Genomic DNA, 21,300 nt, shown 5'->3' with positions numbered 1-21,300 from the left:
GCGAAGCGGGCCGCGACAGGTGCGACGCCGACGGCACCGGGGATGACGCCGACGACGCCGGCGCCCGCACCGGCGACCCCGGCGCCCGCGGAGCCCGCAGCCACGTGGGAGTCGCTCATCACCGGCTCCACTCCCGTCGTCGGGAGCGGTTCCACCGCGCCGCCGCCCGCCGCTGTCGCCACGCCCGCTGTGGACACAGCAGCAGCCGACACACCGGGCAGTGGCTTCCAGCCTGTGCCGCTGCGCACCCCGCGTCCGTACCGCCCCGACATCGAGTCGACTCCCGAGAACGACCCATGGCTCTTCTCGGGCGACACGATGCCCGCGATGCCCTACAGTCGCAATGCGGCGACGACGACAGTCTCCGCGGCGGCGACGCGCACCGCGACGCTGTCCGACGAGGAGCCCAAGCAGACCTCCGAGCGTCCGACCACGGCCACGCTCGACCAGCTGTTCGACGGCTCCACCTCCACGGACGACATCGGATACGTGCCACCGAAGGACAAGAAGCGCCGCCGCATCGGCGGATGGATCGCGCTCGGCGTCGTGCTGCTGATCCTCGGCGGCATCGCCGGCGGCGCGTACTACGTGTGGAACACGTACGAGGACAAGATCCGCGAGGTCATGGGCTGGGAAGAGCCCAAGGACTTCGAAGAGGGCCTCGCCAACGGCGAGACCACCATCACGATCGAATCGGGGTTCACCGGTCAGCCGATCTCGCAGGCGCTTTACGACGCCGGCGTGATCAAGACCCCGGATGCGTTCTACGACTACCTGATCGAGACCGGTCAGAACCCCACGTTCCAGCCGGGCGTGTACAAGCTGCAGAAGCAGATGACGTCCGAGGCCGCCCTCGCCGCCCTCATGGACTCGGCGAACCGGCAGGAGTTCACCGCGCAGATCCCCGAGGGCTACACCGTCGACGGCACACTCGAGCGGATCTCCGAGGGGACCGGCATCCCGCTCGCCGATCTGCAGGCTGCCGCCGCCGACCCGTCTGCCTACGGCGTCCCGGTCGATCCGGCGATCGTCGCGACAGGGGGGCAGCCGCTCGAAGGCTGGCTGTTCCCGGCGACGTACACGTTCGACCCCAGCGTCACCGCGCAGTCCGCGATCAAGACCCTCGTCGACCGCACGGTGCAGTCCCTCGACGCGGCAGGCGTTCCCGTCGAGGACCGCCAGCGGATCCTCACGATCGCCTCGATCATCCAGCGCGAGGCGCGCTACGAGGCCGACATGCAGAAGGTCTCTCGCGTCATCCTGAACCGCCTCGACCCCGGCAACCAGGAGACCTTCGGCAAGCTGCAGATGGACTCGACGGCGCAGTACGGCTTCGGCGAGATGCACGACGGCACGGTGAGCTCGTCCGAAGAGGCGCTGAACGACCCGAACCCGTGGAACACGTACTACCACACGGGGCTGCCGATCGGTCCGATCTCCAACCCGGGCGACGTCGCGATCGACGCCGCCATGCATCCGGCGGACGGCCCGTGGCTGTACTTCGTGACGGTCAACCTCGACACGGGCGAGACCGTCTTCACGAGCACCTACAGCGAACACCTGGAGTACGTGGACCAGTGGCAGCAGTGGTGCGGCGAACACCCGGACTCGGGGTGCTGAGCCCGCACGCGACGCGTCTGGAGGTCTGGGGCGATCCCATCGCGCACAGCCGCTCGCCCCAGCTGCACGCCGCGGCATACGCCGTACTCGGTCTGGAGTGGTCGTATGGGCTGCGCCGCGTCGACGAGGCGTCGTTCGCGGGCGAGTTCGCCGACCTGGACGACAGCTGGCGCGGCCTGTCGCTCACGATGCCGCTGAAGGGCGTCGCCTTCGCGGCGGCATCCACCCGCGACCGCCGGGCCGACCTGACCGGCGCCGTCAACACGCTGCTGCTCGACCCCGCCGGACCGCGCGGCTTCAACACCGACGTCGGCGGCATCGTGCGCGCCCTCGCCGACGACGGCATCACGACGCTCGAGCGGGCCCGCATCATCGGCGCCGGTGCCACGGCGACCTCCGCCCTCGTCGCGCTCTCCGAGCTCGGGGTCGCGAAGGTGGACGTGGTCGCGCGCCGGCCCGAGGCGGTGGCGCCGCTGACCGAGCTCGGTGGTCGACTCGGCATCGCGGTGCGGACCGCCCCGTTCACCGCACCTGATCACGGCGCCGTGGAGCTCACCATCGCGACGCTGCCGGGCGATGCTCCGGTGACGGATGCCGTCGCTGACGCGCTCGCACGCTCCGGCGGCCTCCTGCTCGATGTCGTCTACGGGCACTGGCCCACCGCGCTGTCGGCCGCGTGGGATCGAGCGGACCGCGTCGCGCGTTCGGGGCTCGGCATGCTGCTGCACCAGGCACTGCTGCAGGTCCGGATCTTCCGCAACGGCGACCCGGACGCACCGCTCTCGAACGAGGCCGAGTCGCTGGAGGCGATGCGCCGCGCGCTCGAGCAGCCCACGACGGCGTAACGGCGGCCCGGGGCGTGGGAGACTGGACCAATGCTCCGCGTGCTCACGGCCGGCGAATCGCACGGCCCCGAACTCGTCGCCGTCATGGAGGGCCTGCCTGCGGGCGTCCCCATCTCCCGCGCCGCGATCCAGGCGGATCTCGCGCGCCGCAAGCTCGGCTACGGCCGCGGCTCGCGCATGAAGTTCGAAGAGGACGAGCTGACCATCTCGTCGGGGGTCGTGCACGGCACGAGCCTCGGCAGCCCCATCGCCCTGCGCATCGGCAACACCGAATGGCCCAAGTGGGTCGAGGTCATGAGCCCAGAGCCGGTCGAGCTCACCGAGAAGTCCCGCGGCCGCGGCGCCGCGCTCACGCGCCCGCGTCCGGGCCACGCCGACCTCGTCGGCATGCAGAAGTACGGGTTCGACGAGGCCCGGCCGATCCTCGAGCGAGCGAGCGCCCGCGAGACGGCCGCCCGCGTCGCGCTCGGCGCCCTCGCGCGCGCGTTCCTGGCCGAGCTCGGCATCCGTCTCGTCAGCCACACGCTCTCGATCGGCCCGGTGCAGGTTCCCGCAGGCTCGGCGCTGCCCACGCCCGACGATGTCGAGGCGCTCGACGCCGATCCGCTGCGCTGCTTCGACGCCGCCACGAGCGCGGCCATGGTGGCCGAGGTCGACGACGCCCGCAAGGACGGCGACACGCTCGGCGGCATCGTCGAGGTGCTGGCCTACGGCCTGCCTCCGGGACTCGGCTCGCACGTGCACTGGGACCGCCGCCTCGACGCCAAGCTCGCGCAGGCGCTCATGAGCATCCAGGCCATCAAGGGTGTGGAGGTCGGTGACGGCTTCGAGACCACGCGCCGCCGCGGCTCGGCCGCCCACGACGAGCTGTTCGTGGCGGGCGACGGCATCACGCGCTCGAGCGACAAGGCGGGCGGCACTGAAGGCGGCATGTCGACCGGCACCGTGCTGCGCGTGCGCGCCGGCATGAAGCCGATAGCGACCGTGCCGCGGGCCCTCCGCACCGTGGATGTCGCGACGGGGGACGCCGCGTCGGCGCACCACCAGCGCTCCGACGTGTGCGCGGTGCCGGCGGCGGGCGTCGTCGCGGAGGCGATGGTCGCCGTGGTGCTGGCCGAGGTCGTGCTGGAGAAGTTCGGCGGCGACAGCGTCACCGAGACGCGCCGCAACCTCGAGGGCTACCTCGCCGCCATCCCCGACGCGCTGCGCAGTGCGGCCGAGAGCGACGCCGGCCTCGCCGAGCATGACCTCGCACTCTGACGCCGTCGTGCTGATCGGTCCGATGGGGGCCGGCAAGACCAGCATCGGCAAGAAGGCCGCACGCGCACTCGGGGTGCCCTTCTTCGACACCGATGCCGCGGTGGTGCGCGACCACGGACCCATCGAGCAGCTGTTCGTCGAGCAGGGCGAGGCGCGCTTCCGCGCGGCCGAGCGCGCTGCCGTCAGCGAGGGACTCGCCACCGGCGGCGTCGTCTCGCTGGGCGGCGGGGCCGTCATGGATCCCGACACGCGCGCCGAGCTCGCCGGCCACCGCGTCGTCCTCCTCACCGTGTCGCCGCGCGTGGTGGCGGGGCGGGTGCGCGACTCGAACCGGCCGCTCCTGCAGGGCGGCGATGACGCGATCGAGCGCTGGACGGCGATCTTCGAAGAGCGCCGCCCGGTCTACGAAGAGCTCGCGGACGTGACGTTCGACACGTCTACCGGCCCGCTGCAGGACGTCGTCGACGCCCTGGTCGCCTGGGTGCGCGGCCAGACCGGCGACCCGGCCGATCCTGCCCGATCCGGAGACAGGAAACCACGCCAGAAGGAGCAGACGCCATGACGGATGCCACGACAATCACCGTGAGCGGGGACGCGAGCTACGGCATCACCGTGGGCCACGGCATCCTGTCCGCCCTCGGCGAGGCACTGCCCGCGGCCGCCCGCAAGGTGCTCGTGATCCACCCGCCGACCCTCGCGGCCCAGGCGGAGCGCCTCCGCGCCCAGCTGGTGGGCGACAGGGAGGTGCTGCTCGCCGAGATCCCCGACGCGGAGGCGGGAAAGCGCATCGAGGTCGCCGCGTTCTGCTGGCAGGTCATGGGGAAGGCCGACTTCACCCGTACCGACGTCGTCGTGGGCTTCGGCGGGGGAGCGGTCACCGATCTCGCCGGCTTCGTCGCAGCGACGTGGCTGCGCGGCGTCGAGGTGGTGCAGGTGCCGACCACCGTGCTCGGCATGGTCGACGCGGCCGTCGGGGGGAAGACCGGCGTCAACACCGCGGAGGGCAAGAACCTCGTGGGCGCCTTCTGGGCGCCCCGAGCCGTCATCTGCGACCTCGACCTGCTCGACTCGCTGTCGCGCAACGAACGCGTTGCGGGCTACGCCGAGGTCGTCAAGGCCGGATTCATCTGGGCACCCGAGATCCTCGATCTCGTCGAGGCCGATCCCGAGACCGCGGTCGACCCGCAGAGCGCCGCCTTCCGTCGCACCATCGAGCTCGCCATCGAGATGAAGGCGCGCGTCGTGGGGGAGGACCTGCGCGAGGCGGGCCTGCGGGAGATCCTCAACTACGGCCACACCCTGGGCCACGCCATCGAGCACGCCGAGCGCTACCGCTGGCGCCACGGCGCCGCGATCTCGGTCGGCATGGTGTTCGCCGCCGAGCTGTCGCGGCTGGCCGGTCGGCTCCCGGATGCCGCCGCGCAGCGCCACCGCGACATCCTGGACTCGCTCGGCCTGCCGACGACCTACGGCGCAGGACGCTGGCCGACGCTGCTGGCGACCATGCAGCGCGACAAGAAGAGCCGTGGCGGCATGCTGCGCTTCATCGTGCTCGACGACATCGCCAAGCCCACCGTGCTCCAGGCGCCCGACGAATCGCTGCTCTTCGCCGCGTACCAGGAGGTCGCGGGCTGACGACGCGCCGATCGCCCCGATAGGGTGCTCGGATGATGGCTTCGCCCGACCCTCGCCTCGCGGTGCGCCGCATCCGCTCCGACGAATGGCACGCGGTCCGCGCGCTGCGGCTGGAGTCCACGAGCGACCCCGACGCGGGGATCGCGTTCCTCGAGACCCCCGAGCAGGTCACCGCGCGCGGCGACGACTTCTGGCGGGAGCGGACGCAGACCGCTGCGACCAGCGAGACCGCGGCGCAGTTCGTCGCGGTGGTCGACGACGTCTGGGTCGGCAGCCTCTCGGTGCTGATCCGCGCCACCGGACAGAAGGATCACGCCGGCCGGTTCGTCGACGACCGCAGAGCGGATGTCGTGGGCGTGTACGTGAATCCCGCCCACCGCGGCTCCGGTGCGGTCGACGCCCTGCTCGCTGCGGCGGCAGAATGGGCCGCGGGCCTCGGTCTCGACCGGATCTCCCTCGACGTGCATCGCGACAACCATCGTGCCCAGGGCGCCTACAGACGCGCGGGGTTCACGCCCACCGGCGAGACGTTCTCGAGCTCCATCGGGCCCGAGATCGTCATGGCGCGACCGCTTCCGTGACCGGCATGCCGTCGCGGCCCGCTGCTATCGTGCGACCATGACCACGCCCCGCCGCCTGCTGCTCGTCAACGGACCCAATCTCAATCTCCTGGGCACCCGCGAACCCGACATCTACGGCACGGCGACTCTCGCCGACGTGGAGCAGGTGACGACGGATGCCGCTGCCCGTCGCGGCTTCGAGGTGAGGGCCGTGCAGAGCAACCACGAGGGCGTCCTCCTGGACGCTATCCACGCGGCAAGGGAGGACTGCGCCGGCATCGTGATCAATCCGGGCGGGCTCACCCACACGTCCGTCGTGCTGCGCGACGCTCTCTCGGGCGTCGGCCTTCCTGTCGCCGAGGTCCACATCTCCGACGTGAAGGCACGGGAAGAATTCCGTCATCATTCCTACGTCGCCGACGTCGCCCTGGTGCACGTGATCGGCGAGGGCGTGGCCGGCTATGCGACGGCCGTCGGGCGTCTCATCGACATCCTCACCGGGCAGGCCGAAGGCTGACGAATCGGCCGGGACCAGGCATCCCGTAGAATCGAACGTCGGCGCCGCCGGTCCCTGAGCTTGTGGAAGGGCAGCGACCGCCTCTCACTTCACGCCGCGCTCACCACAACGAAACGGATTCGCACCCTCATGGCATCCACCGCAGACATCAAGAACGGCGTCGTCCTCAGCATCGACGGTCAGCTCTGGAACGTCATCGAGTTCCAGCATGTGAAGCCGGGCAAGGGTGGCGCATTCGTCCGCACGAAGCTCAAGAACGTGGTCTCGGGCAAGGTCGTCGACCGCACCTACAACGCGGGCGCGAAGATCGACATCGAGAACGTCGACCGCCGCGACTTCACGTACCTGTACAACGACGGCGACAACTTCGTCTTCATGGATGTCGCCGACTACGACCAGATCAACGTGGGCGCCGCCACCGTCGGCGATGCCGCCAACTTCCTGCTCGAGAACCAGCAGGTGCAGATCGCGCTGAACAACGGCAACCCGCTCTACGTCGAGCTGCCCGCATCGGTCATCCTCGAGATCACGTACACCGAGCCGGGCCTGCAGGGCGACCGCTCCTCGGCGGGGACCAAGGCCGCGACCGTCGAGACGGGCTACGAGATCCAGGTCCCGCTCTTCGTCGAGACGGGCACCAAGGTCAAGGTCGACACGCGCACCGGCGACTATCTCGGCCGCGTCAACTGAGGTCGGCGGCCGCTGACCGATGAGTGCCCGTACGAAGGCGCGCAAGCGCGCGCTCGACATCCTCTTCCAGGCCGACGTCCGCGGCGATGCGCCGGCGACCGTCCTCGCCGCCGAGGCGAAGCGGGCCGCGAACGAGCCCGCCCGCCAGGCCTCGTGGCTGTACGCCCGTGAGATCGTCGACGGCGTGATCGACAACCAGGACGCCATCGACGAGCAGATCACCACGTTCGCCAAGGACTGGACGCTGGCGCGCATGCCCGCGGTCGACCGTGCCGTGCTGCGCATCGGCGCGTGGGAGATCCTCTACAACGACGAGGTGCCCACCGCCGTTGCCATCGACGAGGCGGTCGAGCTCGTCAAGGAGTTCTCGACCGACGAGTCCGGCCCGTTCGTCCACGGCGTCCTCGCCCGGATCGCCCGCGCCGGCTGATCACCGCACGCTCGCCGCGGTGTCGGCGCGCTTTGGCAGGATGGATGCCGTGACCCCGCCGTCCGCCGGACTCCCGCCGTTCGTCGATCCCGGGCACATCCGCCGCCACACCGACAGCGGCACGTACGAGCGCGGTGCCGCGTACTTCGCGGACGGCGCCGTCGAGCGGCTCGAGTGGGACCCGGTCTCCCTCGTGATCGAGGCCGTCGTCGCCGGCAGCGCCGGCCGGAGCTACCGCTGCCGTGTGCGGCTCGACCCGCAGCGGGTGGACCACCCCATCGCCGCGACGTCCTGCACGTGCCCGGTGCAGTTCGACTGCAAGCACACGGTGGCGACGCTGCTCGCCGCCAACCGGCTGGCGGCATCCGCACCGGCCGAAGCCGAGGGATCGTCATGGCGAGCCGTCTTCGCCACGCCGGCGCCGGCGGCGCGGGCGCACACGCCGCTCGCCCTCGGCGTCGAGCTGCGCCAGCGCGTCCGTCGCGGGGCATCGGCCTGGGCGCCGGCCCGCGTCGAGTCGGCCACGCCCCGTGGCCTCCATCAGCACGGCGTCGATGTGCTGGTGGGCCTGCGTCCTCTCGAGCGCTCCGGCCGCTCCGACGCCTGGATCAAGGGCGGCGTGTCGTGGGATGCCCTGCGTCGACCGACGACCGTGTACGACCCCGCCCAGGCCCGCTGGTTCGCCGAGCTGCACAGCATCGGCCGCGACGTCCGCTCGTTCGGCGCCTTCTCCGACGTGTCGGAGTGGCTGACGCTCGACGACATCGAGTCGAGCCTCCTCTGGCCGCACCTGGCCGCCGCTGCGGAGCGGGGCATCCCGTTCGTCCCGACGAAGCGCAGCAACACCGTCGCCCTGGCGTCCACGGCGACCGTCGCCGTGCAGGCGCAGCGCACCGCACGCGGCCTCGAAGTCGTGCCCGTCGTCACGATCGACGGCGAGCAGGCTCATGGCGCCACCCTGCGCCCGGTCGGACGCACGGGCGTCTACCGCTTCACGGTGCACCGTGAGCGCATCGATCTGGTGCTGGCCGCCGTCGCGCTGCCCGACCCGGTGCCCGCGCTCCTCACCGCGCGCGAGGCCGTGACGGTCCCGTCCGAAGAGGCCGACGAGTTCGTCCGCGACCACCTGCCCCGCCTCGCACGGCGCCTGGAGATCGACGCGCCGGGTCTCGATGTCGCGCCGCCGCCTCGGCCGCAGCTGGTGCTGCTGGTCAGGTTCGAACCGAGCCACCGGCTCGTCTACACGCTGTCGTGGCGCTACGGCGACGCCGTGCCGCGGGGGCTCGACGCGACCGACGACGACGACCGTGACCCGGCGGCAGAAGCGGCGATCCGCGGCCGCGTCGAGTCGATGTGGCGGGATCACGCCCCCGTGGACTTCGCCGCCGCGGGCTCGCTCGCGGGGCTGGATGCCGCGGAGTTCGCGTCGCAGCTGCTGCCGCTCCTCGAAGCCGACGAGGACGTCCGCGTCGAGATCTCGGGCGAGCGTCCGCCGTACCGCGAGCTCTCGGGCGACCCCCGGATCGACATCACCTCGGTCGAGACGACCGACGCCGACTGGTTCGACCTGGGCGTCGTCGTGACGATCGACGGCCGCCGCATCCCGTTCGGAACCCTGTTCACCGCTCTCTCTCGCGGCCGCAAGAAGATCATGCTCAGCGACGGCGCGTACTTCTCACTCTCGCACCCTTCGCTGCACCGGCTGCGCGACCTCATCGACGAGGCCGGAGAGCTCGACGAATGGGAGACCGGGCCCCGCATCAGCCGGTACCAGACCGCCCTGTGGGCGGATTTCGAGGATCTCGCCGACGAGGCGCAGCCCGCCGTCTCGTGGCGCGCCACGGTCGAGGCGCTCCGTGACGCCGACGGGGTCCCCGCCACTCCGCTCCCGTCTGGACTGCAGGCGGACCTGCGCCCGTACCAGCGGGTCGGCTACGACTGGCTGGCCTTCCTGTGGCAGCACCGGCTCGGCGGCATCCTGGCCGACGACATGGGTCTCGGCAAGACGCTGCAGCTGCTGGCCCTCGTCGCGCACGCTCGCGAGCGCGACGAGGAGCGCCCCTTCCTGGTGGTCGCCCCGACGTCCGTGCTGTCGACGTGGCGCAGCGAGGCGGCGCGGTTCGTGCCCGATCTGCGTGTCGCCGTCGTCGACGCGACGCGCGCGAAGCGGGGAACGACGGTGACGGATGCCGCGGCCTCCGCCGACATCGTGGTCACGTCGTACACGCTGCTGCGCCTGGACGAGGCCGAGTTCGGACGCGTGACGTGGGCGGGCCTCATCCTGGACGAGGCGCAGTTCGTCAAGAACAGCCAGACGAAGGCGTACCGGGCGGCACGCGACCTGCGGGCGGACGTCGTCTTCGCCGTCACCGGCACGCCGCTCGAGAACAGCCTCACCGAGCTGTGGGCGCTGTTGTCGCTCACAGCGCCCGGGCTGTTCCCGTCGGCCCGCCGGTTCCGCGAGGAGTACGTCGGTCCTATCGAGAAGGGCAAGGTGCCCGAGAACCAGGAGGGCGGCGCCTATCGCGCCGGCCGTCTCGCACGCCTGCGGCGCCGCATGCGTCCCCTCGTGCTGCGACGCACGAAGGAGCTGGTCGCGGCCGACCTGCCGGCCAAGCAGGAGCAGGAGGTGCGCATCGAGCTGGGCGCCGCCCACCGGGCCCTCTACGACACCGTCCTGCAGCGCGAGCGCCAGAAGGTGCTGGGGCTGCTCGAAGACCTCGACCGCAACCGCTTCATCGTGTTCCGCTCCCTGACCCTGCTGCGCATGCTCAGCCTCGCCCCCGAGCTCGTCGATCCGGCCCACGCCCACATCGCGCCGAGCAAGCTGGGCGCCCTGTTCGAGCAGCTCGACGAAGCCCTCGCCGAGGGGCACCGCGCACTCGTGTTCAGTCAGTTCACGTCGTTCCTCGGCCTGGTGTCGGCCAAGCTCGAGGAGCGCGGCATCCCGTACGCGTATCTCGACGGGTCGACGCGCGATCGCGATGCCGCCGTCGAGGCCTTCCGCGGGGGAGAGGCGCCGGTGTTCCTCATCAGCCTCAAGGCGGGCGGCTTCGGCCTGACGCTGACCGAGGCGGACTACGTGTTCCTGCTCGACCCCTGGTGGAACCCCGCCGCCGAGGCGCAGGCGGTCGACCGCGCGCACCGCATCGGCCAGCATCGCAGCGTCATGGTGTACCGCCTCATCGCCAGCGGCACCATCGAGGAGAAGGTGATGGCGCTGCAGCAGCGCAAGGCGCGCCTGTTCCGGTCGGTGATGGACGACGACGCCCTGTTCGGCCGGGCGCTCACCGCCGACGACATCCGCGGGCTGTTCGACGAGTAGCCGCCCGCCGGCGTGCGGCATCGATGCAGCAGGTCAGCGGCGCGGTCAGCGCGACGGGGCGTCCACCGGGTCGACGCCGAGTCCGGTGCGGAAGCCCTCGCGCCAGCTCGCATACTGCGGCGCCCAGCCCAGCGCGTCCCTGGCCTTCGCGTTCGACGAGCCGCGCGCGGTGGTCATCCATGCCACCCCGAACTCGCCGAGGAGCGTGCGGGCGATCCAGGCCGGCACCCGCAGCGGCTGCTTGGCGCCGACCGCGCGCGCGAGTTCGGGCAGCCAGTCCGAGACCGCTGCGGGATCGTCGTCCACGATGTTGTACACCCCTGCCGCACCCCGCGTCACGGCGGCCACCGTCGCCGCGGCCGCGTCGTCGATGTGGCAGAAAGACCACACTCCGCCTCCGCGACCGACGATGGGGACCTGGCGCTTGCGCACCGCCTCGAGCATCTCGCCGCCCGCTCCGAGCGCCTGACCCGGGCCGTAGAAGCTGCCGAAGCGCAGCGCGAGTCCGCCGGCGTCGACGGTCGCCCGCTCCGCGTGCGCGATCGCGGCGAGCGTCTTCCTCGCCGCAGGGACCGGGTCGGGGTCGATCGGGTCCTCCTCCGTCTTCACCGCCGAGCCCGAGTGCGGGTTGGTCCACCCGGTGTAGCTCTGCACGACGATGCGGCCGGTGCCCGCCTCCTGCGCCGCGGCGATGAGTGCGTCCGTCCCGCGCGTGCGCAGCTCGTTCGTGACGGCGAACACCTCGTCGAACCGCTTGAAGTCGAAGCCGGCGGCCAGCGACGTGAGCTGGTGCACGAGCACGTCGGGCTGCGCCTCGATCACGGCGCGGCGGATGGATGCCGCGTCCTGGCCGTCCATGATCACTCCGCGCCCGCCCGCGCTGTCGATCCGCCGCGTTCCCTCCGCGGTCCGGGAAGTCGCCGTCACCTCGTGGCCAGCAGCGGCGAACAGCGGCACCAGCCGCGAACCGACCGCACCCGTGCCGCCTGCGATGAAGATCCTCATGATCGTTCTCCTCTCTCCACCCCCTTCGACGGATGAGGCCGCCGCCGTGTGACAGGCTCGGGGTCATGGATCTCGCCGTCGAAGCGCCGACGCTTCGTCCGCTCATGTTCTCGATCGCCTACCGCATGCTCGGCAGCGTCTCCGACGCGGAGGATGTCGTGCAGACGGGCATGCTGCGGATCCATGAGCGCACGCGCGGTGGCGACCAGATCGAGCGCCCCGATGCGTTCGCGTCGACGGTGGCCACGCGGCTCTCGATCGACGCACTGCGATCGGCGCATCGCACCCGCGAGGTGTATGTCGGCCCCTGGCTCCCGGAGCCGCTGCTTGCCGATGACACTGATCCGGCCCACCGCATCGAGCAGGACGAGACGGTGTCGGTCGCGGTGCTCACGATGCTCGAGCGCCTGGGCCCGGTGGAGCGCGCGGTTTTCGTGCTGCGCGAGGCGCTCGGGTTCGACTACACCGAGATCGCCGGGATCGTCGAACGCGATCCTGCGGCGTGCCGGCAGATCATGCACCGTGCGCGGGCGCGCGTGACCGCCGGTGCCGCGCGGTTCGATGCGGACGACGCGGATGCCGCGCGCCTGGTGGGCGAGTTCCTGCAGGCATTGCGCAACGGCGACGTGGACGGCGTCGTGCGGGTGCTGTCGGACGATGTGGTGTTCACCGCGGACGGCGGCGGCAAGGCGCCCGCGATCCAGCGGCCCATGACCGGCGACGTCGCGGTCGCGCGGTTCCTGATCGGCCTCATGCGCCGCGGCGTGGTGCTCGGGGTCGGCGTGGAGCCCGCCATCGCGAACGCGGAGCACGCGGTGCGCTTCCGCGGGGCCGACGGCGCGACGCTGTCGGTGCTGACTCTCCACGTGGAGGACGGGCGGATCCGCGCGCTCGCGAACCAGCTGAACCCCGACAAGCTGCAGCATCTCGCACCGGTCGGCGACCTGTTCGCCCTGCTCCGGGACGAGCCGGGACGCCCGACCGCCTGAGCGGACGCCGCCGGAGGACTTTTCCACGGCCGGGTCGTCGGGCACCCCCGGTGCGCCTCGCCTAGACTCATCTGGTTCGTTCGACTGCTGGATACGGGAGGAGTCCCATGCGCATCACGGGCCTCGGCCACGCCGGAATGTTCATCGAGACGGCGGGAGGAAGCATCCTCTGCGACCCGGTGATCGGCCCGACCTTCTTCGGGTCGTGGTTCCCGTTCCCCGACAACCGCGGACTCGACTGGCAGAAGTACGGCAACGCGGACTTCCTGTACATCTCGCACCGCCACCGTGATCACTTCGACCCGGCGCTCATGCAGCGCTTCGTTCCGAAGAGCATCAGGGTGCTGCTTCCGGAATACCCCACGGACGACCTCGAGCAGGATCTCCGGGCGCTCGGCTACGACAACATCGTCTTCACCCAGGCGGGCGTTCCCCTCGACTTCGGCGACCTCAAGGTGATGGTCACCCCACTGCGCGCCCCGAGCGACGGGCCGATCGGCGACTCGTCCCTGAGCGTCGACGACGGCACCGCCAGCATTCTGAACCAGAACGACTCGCACCCGCTCGACCTCGAGAAGCTGCTGGGCTTCTCCAAGCCCGAGGCGTACTTCACGCAGGTCTCGGGCGCCATCTGGTGGCCGATGGTCTACGACCTGCCCCAGGACGCGAAGCAGAACTTCGCGAAGCTCAAGCGCGACGCGCAGAACAAGCGCGCGATGTACTACATCGAGAAGGTCGATGCCGAGCACGTCTTCCCGATGGCCGGTCCGCCGATGTTCCTGCGCGAGGAGCTGTTCAAGTACAACGGCTACGGTCTCGACGGCGACGCGATCTTCACCGACCAGCGGCAGTTCCTCCAGCACATGAAGGAGCTGCGTCCCGACCAGAAGAGCTACGAGTTCCTGCCGGGGACGGTCGTCGAGCTGAACGGCGGTGAGATCTCGATCACGCAGACCCTGTACACGGATGCCGAGATCGACCGCATCTTCGACGACAAGTGGTCGTACCTGGCCGAGCAGCGCGACTCCCGTCAGGACGAGATCCGCGCGGAAGAGGCGTCGCGCGCGGCCGTGCTGCCGCCCGACGAGATGCTCGCCGCCATCAAGGAGTGGTGGGAGCCGCTGCTCCGGCGCGCTCGCACGATCCGCAACGGAGTGGGCGGCGTCGTGCGCTTCCGCATCGGCGACCTCGACATGGTGGTGGACTTCCCGAAGGCGAAGGTCCGCGAGTACGCCGACGACGAGTGCATCTACTGGTACACGATCCCCGCGGACCTGGTCTCGACCAACATCGCGGACCACGAGATCGACTGGTCGAACTCGATCTTCCTGTCGATGCAGTTCGAGGTGGGGCGCAGCGGCAAGTTCAACGAGTTCCTGACCACGTTCCTCAAGTGCCTGTCGCGCGACCGCATCGAGTACGTCGAGAACTGGTACGCGGAGCAGACGGATCAGACCGAGGACGCTCAGCTCGGCGACTGGCTCGTGCAGCGCCGCTGCCCGCACCTCCGCGCGGATCTCACCAAGACCGGCAAGATCGAGGACGGAGTCCTGACGTGCTCCCTCCACGACTGGAAATGGGATCTCGCGAGCGGTAAGTGCCTCACCAGCCAGGGTCACCCGATCCGCGCGTCCCAGGTGGAGGGCGCGCTGTACCGCGAGGCGACCACGCCCGCGGCCTGACCCACCCGAAGCGCCGTCTTGTTGTAGATCTTCGACAACGAGACGGCGCTTCTGTGCCGGGAGATGTGTACTCCGAGCGCCAATCCGTGCCGGATCCGTATCATCGCGCGGCCGTCGGAATCCTGATCACCGTGCCCGCGATCGCGGGCGATCAGAACCGAAGGAGTCACGCCATGACCACTGTTCCCGTCCGCGGCGCCGCCGGCGTCGTCGTCCCCGCATCCACCCGTCGTCCCGCCCCGCTCCGCGCCCTCCTGTCATGGGAGGCGCGCACCGAAGCGGCCGTGAAGGTCGCGTTGCAGCGCTGGAGCATCCCGGCCCTGCGCATCGCCCTGGGAGGCGTCTTCGTCGTCTTCGGGGCCCTGAAGTTCTTTCCGGGCGTCAGCCCGGTCGAGGAGCTCGTCAGCCTCACGTGGGAGAAGCTGACCTTCGGACTCGTCAGCGGGCAGGCGGCGCTCATCGCCACCGCGCTGATCGAGGTCGCGGCGGGAGCGCTCCTGATCGCCGGCGGCTCGTTCGCCCGCATCGGCCTCGCGGTGCTCGCGCTCGCGTTCGTCGGCATCCTCTCTCCGGTGGTGCTCCTGCCCGCCGAGGTCTTCGGCGCCGCCGGTCCGACGCTCACCGGCCAGTACATCTTCAAGAACGTCGTGCTGATCGCCGCTGCCCTCGTCGTCGCCTCCAGGGTCCTGCGCGGACCCGCCGTGCGATGACCGAGGCGGCACCGCGATGAAGGCCGGTCCCGATTCGGGGCCGGCCTTCGCCGTGACGTAGACTGGGCGACGATCACAGCAACCTTTAACCCCGTCCTGTGAGGCGGAGAAGGGAGCGGCGGATGAGCACGCCCACCGTGCAGCCTCGCACCGTCATGACCGGCGCCGACATCGCCCGGGCCTTGACTCGGATCTCCCACGAGATCCTCGAGTCCAACAAAGGCCCCGACGGTCTGGTTCTTCTCGGCATCCCCACTCGCGGCGTCACCCTCGCGCGTCGGATCGGTGCGCTGGTGGAGCAGTTCGGCGGCGTCCCCGTCCCGATCGGCGCCCTCGACGTCACGATGTACCGCGACGACCTGCACCGCAATCCGACCCGTGCCCCGCAGCGCACCCAGATCCCGCCGGGCGGGGTCGACGGCAAGGTCGTCGTCCTGGTGGACGACGTGCTCTTCTCCGGGCGCAGCATCCGCGCGGCCCTCGACGCTCTGCAGGACATCGGCCGCCCCGCGGCCGTGAGACTGGCGACCCTCGTCGACCGCGGGCACCGCGAGCTGCCGATCCGTCCCGACTTCGTCGGCAAGAACCTGCCGAGCTCCCGCGACGAGCGGGTCAACGTGCGCCTCGACGAGACCGACGGCGCGGACGCCGTCACGATCGAGGGGCGGTGACGGTCGGCTCATGAGGCACCTGCTCGACACCCAGACCCTCGCCCGCACGGACGCCCTGCGCATCCTCGATGTGGCCGAGGACATGGCCGACACGCAGCGGCGCGAGGTCAAGAAGCTGCCCACCCTTCGGGGCAAGACCGTCGTGAACCTCTTCTTCGAGGACTCGACGCACACCCGCATCTCGTTCGAGGCGGCCGCCAAGCGCCTGTCGGCCGATGTGATCAACTTCTCTGCGAAGGGCTCGAGCGTCTCGAAGGGGGAGTCGCTGCAGGACACCGCGCAGACCCTCCAGGCGATGGGGGCGGATGCCGTCGTCATCCGCCACGGCGCCTCCGGCGCGCCGCGCACCCTCGCCACCAGCGGCTGGATCAGCGCTGGAGTGGTCAACGCCGGCGACGGCACCCACGAGCACCCCACGCAGGCGCTCCTCGACGCGTTCACGATCCGAAAACGCCGATTCGGCGACGACAGCCGCGGCCGCGACCTCGCCGGGGTGAAGGTCACCATCGTCGGCGACGTCCTGCACTCGCGGGTCGCCCGCTCGAACGTCTGGCTGCTTCACACCCTCGGCGCTCGCGTGACCCTCGTCGCCCCGCCCACCCTCGTGCCGCAGGACATGTCCGGGTGGCCCGTCCGGGTGCTGTACGACCTGGACGAGGCGATTGCGGCCGGCCCGGACGCGCTCATGATGCTGCGCATCCAGCTGGAGCGCATGAATGCGGCATATTTCCCTACTGAACGGGAGTATTCACGCCGCTGGGGCCTCGACGCACGCCGCCTTCAGGCGCTCGGAGCGGATAGCATTGTCATGCACCCCGGACCCATGAACCGGGGTCTGGAGATCTCCGCAGAAGCCGCGGACTCGCCGCGCTCGACGGTGCTCGAGCAGGTCGCGAACGGCGTCTCGATGCGCATGGCCGCGCTCTACCTGCTGCTGGCAGGAGCGGAGCACGGCGCAGCCGAGACCACACCCGCGACGGACGCCCCGGTCACCGGCGGCGAAGAGAAGGAGAACACCCGATGAGCGAGACCCTTCTCTTCCGCGGCGCATACGTCGAAGGATCCACCGCCGCCGACGTGATCGTCGACGACGGCGTCATCGCCGAGATCGGCCCCGGCCTGAGCCGCGCGGGCGCGACCGTCGTCGATGTCGACGGTCTGGTGATGCTGCCCGGTCTGGTGGATCTGCACACGCACCTGCGCGAACCCGGATACGAGGCGTCCGAGACGATCCTGACCGGCTCGCGCGCGGCGGCTGCGGGCGGCTACACCGCCGTCTTCGCGATGCCCAACACCTCGCCCGTCGCCGACACCGCCGGCGTCGTCGAGCAGGAGCTCGCCCTCGGCGAGGCGGCCGGCTTCGTCACGGTGCAGCCGATCGGCGCGGTCACGGTCGGCCAGAAGGGCGAACGCCTGGCCGAGCTGGGCGCGATGGCCGATTCCCGGGCGCGTGTACGCGTCTTCAGCGACGACGGCTTCTGCGTGTGGGATCCGCTCATCATGCGGCGAGCGCTGGAGTACGTGAAGGCGTTCGACGGCGTGATCGCCCAGCACGCGCAGGACCCGCGGCTCACCGAGGGCGCCCAGATGAACGAGGGCGCGGTCTCGGCCGAGCTGGGCCTCGCCGGCTGGCCGGCGGTGGCCGAGGAGTCGATCATCGCCCGCGACGTGCTGCTCGCCGAGCACGTCGGCTCACGCCTGCACGTGTGCCACCTCTCGACGGCGGGCTCGGTCGACATCATCCGCTGGGCCAAGCGCCGCGGCGTCGACGTCACCGCCGAGGTGACCCCGCACCACCTGCTCCTCACCGACGAGCTGGTGCGCGACTACGACGCCCGCTTCAAGGTCAACCCGCCGCTGCGGCGCGAGGAGGACGTGCTCGCAGTGCGCGAGGGCCTCGCCGACGGCACCATCGACATCGTCGCGACCGATCACGCCCCGCATCCGACCGAGGCGAAGGCGTGCGAGTGGCACGCCGCGGCCAACGGCATGGTGGGGCTCGAGAGCGCGCTGCGCGTGGTGCAGCAGGCGATGGTCGACACCGGACTGCTCACCTGGGGCGACGTCGCTCGGGTGATGTCGCGCGAGCCCGCGCGGATCGGCCGCCTGACCGGTCACGGCACCCCGCTCACCGAGGGCCAGCCGGCATCCCTCGCCTTCTACGACCCGGCACCGCGCCGCACCTTCACGACCGACGATCTGCGCGGTCGGAGCGTCAACTCGCCGTACCTCGGGCGCGAGCTGCCGGGTGACGTGCGCTGGACGCTCCACCGGGGCACGGTCACCGTCGCCGACGGCGACCTGCTGGACGCACCGGGGGTGCGCGCATGACGCGCGAAGGTGCCCTCGGCGTCATCGTGCTCGTCACGATCGCGCTGCTCGGCGTGCTGGCGTGGGCCTGGTGGCGGCGGACGCGGCGCGATGCGACGCCCCTGGTCCACCCGGGCGAGCTGCCCGCCGACGCCCACGTGCGCGCCACGTTCGCCGCACTGTACGTCGCGACGACCGCGCGCGACGCTCCGCTGGAGCGCATCGCGGCGCCGGGCATGGCGTTCCGCTCCAAGGCGACCGTGACCGTCGCCGACGAGGGCGTCGCCGTGGGCCTCACCGGGCAGGACCCGTTCGTGCTGACTCCCGACCGCATCGTCGACGTCGGCCAGTCCACGGTCGCGATCGACCGCGTCGTCGAAGCCGGCGGCCTCACCCGGCTGACGTGGCGCACCGACGCCGGCTCGACCGTCGACACCTACTTCCGACCTCAGGATGCCTCGGCCCGCGCCCTCGCGGACGCTGTGGCCGGCATCCTTCCCCCGACCCAGACGGGAACCGATTCATGACCTCCCTCTTCCAGACAGCCCCTGCCGTCCTCGTGCTCGAGGACGGGACCCGCCACGTCGGACGCGCGTACGGCGCCATCGGCACCACCATCGGCGAGGTCGTCTTCGCCACCGGCATGACCGGCTACCAGGAGACGCTCACCGATCCCTCGTACGCGGGCCAGATCGTGCTGCAGACGGCGCCCCACATCGGCAACACCGGCATGAACGACGAGGACCCCGAGTCGCGTCGCATCTGGGTGTCGGGCTACATCGTGCGCGACCCCTCGCGCGTCGTCTCCAACTGGCGAGCCGACGAGTCGCTCGACGACGCGCTGGTCAAGGACGACGTCGTCGGCATCAGCGGCATCGACACGCGCGCGGTGACCCGCCACATCCGATCCGCCGGCAGTATGCGCGGCGCGATCTTCTCGGGCGAGGCCGCGGCGATCGACGCCGAGGAGCAGCTGCGACTCGTGCGCGAGGCGCCACAGATGGCCGGCCAGAACCTGTCGGCACAGGTGTCGGTGGCTTCCGCCGAGGTCACGAAGGCGACGGGGGAGCGCATCGGCAACCTCGCGGTGCTCGACCTCGGCGTCAAGCAGGCGACCGTCGACAACCTCGCGGCACGCGGGTTCGACGTGCACGTGCTGCCGCAGGACGTCACGATCGAGCAGATCCGCGCGATCGACCCGGTCGCGGTCTTCTACTCGAACGGCCCCGGCGACCCGGCCGCGTCGGGCGACCACGTCGACCTCCTGCGCGACGTGCTCGACGACGGGCTGCCGTTCTTCGGCATCTGCTTCGGAAACCAGCTGCTCGGCCGTGCGCTCGGCCTCGGCACCTACAAGCTGCCGTTCGGCCACCGCGGCATCAACCAGCCGGTGCTCGACAAGTCGACCGGACGCGTGGAGATCACCGCCCACAACCACGGGTTCGCCGTGGACGCGCCGGTGGACGGCGAGTTCGACAGCCCCCACGGCTACGGGCGCATCGAGGTCAGTCACGTCGGGCTGAACGATCAGGTGGTCGAGGGCCTGCGCGCCCTCGACATCCCCGCGTTCTCCGTGCAGTACCACCCCGAGGCCGCCGCCGGCCCGCACGACGCCAACTACCTGTTCGACCGCTTCCGCGACCTCGTCGTCGCGAACCTCGAGAAGAAGGCCGCGAAGTAATGCCCAAGCGCGACGACATCAACTCCGTCCTGGTCATCGGCTCCGGCCCGATCGTCATCGGGCAGGCGTGCGAGTTCGACTACTCGGGCACGCAGGCCTGCCGCGTCCTCCGCGAGGAGGGCGTGCGCGTCATCCTGGTGAACTCGAACCCGGCCACGATCATGACCGACCCCGACTTCGCCGATGCGACCTACATCGAGCCGATCAACTGGCGTGTGATCGAGACGATCATCGCGAAGGAGAAGCCCGACGCGATCCTGCCGACGCTGGGCGGCCAGACGGCACTCAACGCCGCGATCGACCTGCACAAGCACGGGATCCTCGAGAAGTACGACGTCGAGCTCATCGGCGCCGACTTCGAGGCGATCAACAAGGGCGAGGACCGGCAGATCTTCAAGCAGCTCGTGCTCGACGCGGGCGCCGATGTCGCGGCATCCCGGATCGCCCACACGATGGACGAGGTGCTCGCCGCCGCCGACGAGCTCGGCTACCCGCTCGTCGTCCGTCCCTCCTTCACGATGGGCGGCCTGGGCTCGGGCTTCGCGTACGACGAGGCCGACCTCCGGCGCATCGCCGGTGCGGGCCTGCACGACTCGCCCACCAACGAGGTGCTCCTCGAGGAGTCGATCCTCGGCTGGAAGGAGTACGAGCTCGAGCTCATGCGCGACACCGCCGACAACACGGTCGTCGTCTGCTCGATCGAGAACGTCGACCCCGTCGGCGTGCACACGGGCGACTCGATCACCGTCGCCCCGGCGCTGACACTCACCGATCGCGAATACCAGAAGCTGCGTGACATCGGCATCGACATCATCCGCGCGGTGGGCGTCGACACCGGCGGCTGCAACATCCAGTTCGCCGTGGACCCTGCCACCGGGCGCATCATCGTGATCGAGATGAACCCCCGCGTGTCGCGGTCCTCGGCGCTCGCCTCCAAGGCGACCGGCTTCCCGATCGCGAAGATCGCGGCCAAGCTCGCCGTCGGCTACACGCTCGACGAGATCCCGAACGACATCACCAAGGTGACCCCCGCGAGCTTCGAGCCCACGCTCGACTACGTCGTGGTCAAGGTCCCGCGGTTCGCGTTCGAGAAGTTCCCCGCCGCCGACGACACCCTGACCACCACCATGAAGTCGGTGGGCGAGGCCATGGCGCTGGGCCGCAACTTCACTGAGGCGCTCGGCAAGGCCCTGCGCTCCATCGACAAGGGCGGCGTCCAGTTCCACTGGGACGGCGACGCCCCGGCGGGCGACGAGCTCGCCACCCTGCTCAAGGAGATCGAGCGGCCGACCGAGCAGCGCCTCGTGCAGGTCCAGCAGGCCCTGCGCGCCGTCGCCACCGGTGACGTCACGCTCGAGCAGGTCTTCGAC

General features: G+C 70.7%; 20 protein-coding genes. 19 read left to right on the top strand and 1 reads right to left on the bottom strand.

Going from position 1 to position 21,300, the window contains the following annotated elements:
* Positions 1–189 precede the first annotated feature (189 nt).
* From mltG to VIP82_RS15035, 10 genes are all read left to right on the top strand, one after another.
* On the top strand, positions 190–1,620 hold the full coding sequence (mltG, locus tag VIP82_RS15080; protein ID WP_331910021.1) for an endolytic transglycosylase MltG: 1,431 nt from the start codon (positions 190–192) through the stop codon (positions 1,618–1,620).
* Positions 1,590–2,465: a shikimate dehydrogenase gene (locus VIP82_RS15075; protein ID WP_331910019.1), complete on the top strand. Its 876-nt coding sequence runs from the start codon at positions 1,590–1,592 to the stop codon at positions 2,463–2,465. The genes mltG and VIP82_RS15075 overlap by 31 nt, the downstream gene beginning before the upstream one ends.
* A gap of 30 nt (positions 2,466–2,495) precedes the next feature.
* A complete protein-coding gene (gene aroC / locus VIP82_RS15070; protein ID WP_331910017.1) occupies positions 2,496–3,725 on the top strand; it encodes a chorismate synthase in 1,230 nt (409 codons plus the stop codon).
* Entirely contained in the window at positions 3,709–4,287 is a 579-nt protein-coding gene (locus tag VIP82_RS15065; protein WP_331910015.1) for a shikimate kinase, read from the top strand. The genes aroC and VIP82_RS15065 overlap by 17 nt, the downstream gene beginning before the upstream one ends.
* Positions 4,284–5,360, top strand: a complete 1,077-nt coding sequence (aroB, locus tag VIP82_RS15060) for a 3-dehydroquinate synthase (protein ID WP_331910013.1) — start codon at positions 4,284–4,286, stop codon at positions 5,358–5,360. Before VIP82_RS15065 ends, aroB begins: the two co-directional genes overlap by 4 nt.
* Before the next feature lie 32 nt (positions 5,361–5,392).
* Positions 5,393–5,941 carry a GNAT family N-acetyltransferase gene (locus VIP82_RS15055; protein WP_331910011.1) on the top strand — a complete coding sequence of 183 codons (549 nt, stop codon included), beginning with the start codon at positions 5,393–5,395 and terminating at the stop codon, positions 5,939–5,941.
* A 37-nt stretch (positions 5,942–5,978) separates the two neighbouring features.
* Complete coding sequence (aroQ, locus tag VIP82_RS15050) at positions 5,979–6,437, top strand: type II 3-dehydroquinate dehydratase (protein WP_331910009.1); 459 nt, start codon at positions 5,979–5,981, stop codon at positions 6,435–6,437.
* Positions 6,438–6,566: 129 nt separating this feature from the next.
* The gene (efp, locus tag VIP82_RS15045) at positions 6,567–7,127 is read left to right on the top strand and encodes an elongation factor P (RefSeq protein WP_308867279.1); all 561 of its coding nucleotides are present in this window, start codon (positions 6,567–6,569) and stop codon (positions 7,125–7,127) included.
* Positions 7,128–7,146: 19 nt separating this feature from the next.
* A complete protein-coding gene (gene nusB, locus VIP82_RS15040; protein WP_308867280.1) occupies positions 7,147–7,557 on the top strand; it encodes a transcription antitermination factor NusB in 411 nt (136 codons plus the stop codon).
* 49 nt (positions 7,558–7,606) lie between these two features.
* On the top strand, positions 7,607–10,882 hold the full coding sequence (locus VIP82_RS15035) for a DEAD/DEAH box helicase (protein WP_331910007.1): 3,276 nt from the start codon (positions 7,607–7,609) through the stop codon (positions 10,880–10,882).
* A 45-nt stretch (positions 10,883–10,927) separates the two neighbouring features.
* Here the strand turns inward: VIP82_RS15035 and VIP82_RS15030 are convergent, their stop codons facing one another.
* Positions 10,928–11,887, bottom strand: a complete 960-nt coding sequence (locus tag VIP82_RS15030) for an NAD-dependent epimerase/dehydratase family protein (RefSeq protein ID WP_331910005.1) — start codon at positions 11,885–11,887, stop codon at positions 10,928–10,930.
* Positions 11,888–11,952: 65 nt separating this feature from the next.
* On the opposite strand from VIP82_RS15030, the gene sigJ reads away from it, so the two are divergent.
* The 9 genes from sigJ to carB form a co-directional block, all read left to right on the top strand.
* Entirely contained in the window at positions 11,953–12,876 is a 924-nt protein-coding gene (gene sigJ, locus VIP82_RS15025) for an RNA polymerase sigma factor SigJ (protein ID WP_331910003.1), read from the top strand.
* Between the two features lie 107 nt (positions 12,877–12,983).
* Positions 12,984–14,558, top strand: coding sequence for a Rieske 2Fe-2S domain-containing protein (locus VIP82_RS15020; protein WP_331910001.1), 1,575 nt, complete (start codon positions 12,984–12,986; stop codon positions 14,556–14,558).
* A gap of 173 nt (positions 14,559–14,731) precedes the next feature.
* A complete protein-coding gene (locus VIP82_RS15015; protein ID WP_331909999.1) occupies positions 14,732–15,268 on the top strand; it encodes a DoxX family protein in 537 nt (178 codons plus the stop codon).
* Between the two features lie 122 nt (positions 15,269–15,390).
* Positions 15,391–15,939: a bifunctional pyr operon transcriptional regulator/uracil phosphoribosyltransferase PyrR gene (gene pyrR, locus VIP82_RS15010; RefSeq protein WP_414684688.1), complete on the top strand. Its 549-nt coding sequence runs from the start codon at positions 15,391–15,393 to the stop codon at positions 15,937–15,939.
* Positions 15,940–15,949: 10 nt separating this feature from the next.
* Positions 15,950–16,963, top strand: a complete 1,014-nt coding sequence (locus VIP82_RS15005) for an aspartate carbamoyltransferase catalytic subunit (protein ID WP_331909997.1) — start codon at positions 15,950–15,952, stop codon at positions 16,961–16,963.
* A complete protein-coding gene (locus VIP82_RS15000) occupies positions 16,960–18,270 on the top strand; it encodes a dihydroorotase (protein WP_331909995.1) in 1,311 nt (436 codons plus the stop codon). Before VIP82_RS15005 ends, VIP82_RS15000 begins: the two co-directional genes overlap by 4 nt.
* Complete coding sequence (locus VIP82_RS14995) at positions 18,267–18,776, top strand: PH-like domain-containing protein (RefSeq protein ID WP_331909993.1); 510 nt, start codon at positions 18,267–18,269, stop codon at positions 18,774–18,776. The genes VIP82_RS15000 and VIP82_RS14995 overlap by 4 nt, the downstream gene beginning before the upstream one ends.
* Positions 18,773–19,930: a glutamine-hydrolyzing carbamoyl-phosphate synthase small subunit gene (gene carA / locus VIP82_RS14990; RefSeq protein WP_331909991.1), complete on the top strand. Its 1,158-nt coding sequence runs from the start codon at positions 18,773–18,775 to the stop codon at positions 19,928–19,930. The genes VIP82_RS14995 and carA overlap by 4 nt, the downstream gene beginning before the upstream one ends.
* The coding region (gene carB, locus VIP82_RS14985; protein ID WP_331909989.1) for a carbamoyl-phosphate synthase large subunit at positions 19,930–21,300 on the top strand (1,371 nt) is incomplete at its 3' end. The genes carA and carB, both read left to right, overlap by 1 nt.

It is taken from the genome of Microbacterium sp. (genome assembly GCF_036566905.1).
Lineage (GTDB): Bacteria > Actinomycetota > Actinomycetes > Actinomycetales > Microbacteriaceae > Microbacterium.
This window is presented reverse-complemented; position numbering and strand designations above follow the sequence as displayed.